The sequence below is a fragment of the Mesobacillus sp. genome, from assembly GCF_049588175.1.
GTDB lineage: Bacteria > Bacillota > Bacilli > Bacillales > Cytobacillaceae > Mesobacillus.
In genome coordinates this window covers 1-2,131 of record NZ_JBAVFI010000768.1, presented here as the reverse complement: position 1 = coordinate 2,131, position 2,131 = coordinate 1, and the positions used below count along the sequence as shown (strand labels likewise).

Sequence of the window (2,131 nt, the reverse complement as noted above, 5' to 3'; positions counted from 1 at the left end):
AAACACTTGAGATGTTCACAGAGGTATTGAACCTTGAGCCGCTACTCAGCATCCCAGTAAGACAGCTTTCTCTTGGGCAAAAAATGCGCTGTGAACTTGCAGCTGCCTTTCTTCACAGACCTTCCGTTGTCTATCTCGATGAGCCAACGATCGGCCTCGATATCGCAGTAAAAGTGAAGATTCGCAAGTTTATCAAAGAAATGAACCAGCGCTGGGGCACAACAGTGCTGCTGACTACACATGACATGCAGGATATTGAGGAAATCTGCGACAGGATCATCATTATTGATGGCGGTACGATCCTGTATGACGGAGGTCTTGACGAAATTAAAAAGCAATTCGGTCAAAAACGAGTGATTCACTTCGAACTGGCGGATGCAGAAAAATTTGTCCTGCCAGCGACTCTGGACGGTTTCGTGGACATTTTACCGAATGAAGAAGAAACGAAGGTCAGCCTTTCATTCGACCATGAAACAGTGAAAAGCTCGTTTGTCATTTCCGAAATGATGAGTGTATATGAAATTGGCGATTTGAACATTGCCGATCCTAAGATTGAGACAATTGTAGAAGAGCTTTACAACAAGCAGGAACAGGGGGGAGAGCATGGGAAAGTATTGGCAGATCGCTAAAGGAAGGATGCAGGAGAACACTGCGTATTCCGCGTGGTACTGGGCCGGTACATTGTCGGCCGTCATGCGCCTGCTGATCATTTATTTCTTCTGGCAGGCGGTTTACGCGAACCAGTCCACGATTGAAAATATTAATCTTGAAACGATGCTAACGTATATCGTAGTAGCCATGCTGCTGCAGGGCTTCGTCGGCGGCGTTGGGAATGAGCTTGCTGAAAAAATTAAGGACGGTCAGGTCGCGATCGAGCTGATGCGCCCTTACGATATGATTTTTAAAATGTTTGCGGTTGATGTCGGCGCGAAAATTATGTACTTGATTCAGGGAACGATCCCGATGATTTTGATTGCTTATTTCTTTATGGATCTTTCATTCCCTAAATCGCCGGAGACAATTATCTTATTCGTTTTCAGTGCACTGGCTGGTATTTGGATTGGTACGTTCTTTGATTTTCTTGTCGGCGTGCTTGCGTTCTGGACAGTCAATGTCTGGGGAGTGCGCGTGCTGAAGGAATCATTGATTACCTTTTTCTCAGGGGCACTCGTGCCGATCACGTTATTCCCAGACTGGCTGCGTACGATAACTGAGTTTCTTCCGTTCCAGGCAATGGTGTATCTCCCAGTATCGATATATTCAGGATTGATCACAGGCACGGATGTATATATAGCCCTTGGAATTCAATGTTTCTGGCTAGTGTCGTTGTATGTGTTAGTAAGGGTAATCTGGTCACAGGCAATTAAGCAGATTACGATTTTTGGAGGTTAGGAGGGATTTTATGCGTCGTTATACGAGATTATATTGGGAATTTGCGAAGAGTCATATGAAGGTGATGATGGAGTACAGGATCGACTTTTTGATCGGAGTCGCCTCCGTCATGCTCGAGCAGTTCGCTTCAATCTTTTTTGTAAAAGTGGTCTTTGATCACATTGAACAGATCAATGGCTGGAATTTCTACGAGATATTGTTTATCTATGGGATCGCGGCTACCGGACGTTCGATCCACCAGATTTTCTTTGATAATTTATGGACCCTCGGCTGGCAGTATATTAGACCAGGGAAACTCGACCGCCTTTTGATCAGGCCGGTGAATCCTTTGTTTCATGTAGTTGCTGACCGTCTGCATCAGGATGGATTTGGTCAGCTGATAATCGGATTATTCATTCTGGGTACAGCCATTCCGCAGCTTGATCTCGTATGGGGAGCTGCGGAAATCGCGATGCTCGTTGTGATGATTATTTCATCTGGACTGATATTTGTAGCGATCAACTTGTTCTTTGCTACATTCAGCTTCTGGATGATCGACAGCTTGCCGATTGTATGGGCAGTATTCAACATGAGCGACTTTGCTAGATACCCGTTGACCATCTATCACAAGGGCATCCGCATGTTCCTTACATGGATCATCCCATACGGATTCACAGCTTTTTATCCAGCAGCCTATTTCATCGATAAATCAGGCTACAAAGAATTCGCCCTATGGACACCAGTCGCAGCCATCGTCTGC

Annotated in this window: 3 protein-coding genes; all 3 read left to right on the top strand. The window is 45.4% G+C overall.

Going from position 1 to position 2,131, the window contains the following annotated elements:
* Positions 1-629 (top strand): AAA family ATPase (locus WB217_RS18560; RefSeq protein ID WP_423994806.1); only part of this gene is annotated, 629 nt, incomplete at its 5' end.
* A complete protein-coding gene (locus WB217_RS18555) occupies positions 604-1,392 on the top strand; it encodes an ABC transporter permease (protein ID WP_423994805.1) in 789 nt (262 codons plus the stop codon). The genes WB217_RS18560 and WB217_RS18555, both read left to right, overlap by 26 nt.
* A gap of 10 nt (positions 1,393-1,402) precedes the next feature.
* Positions 1,403-2,131, top strand: a 729-nt coding sequence (locus WB217_RS18550) for an ABC transporter permease (protein WP_423994804.1), incomplete at its 3' end; no start/stop codon positions are given.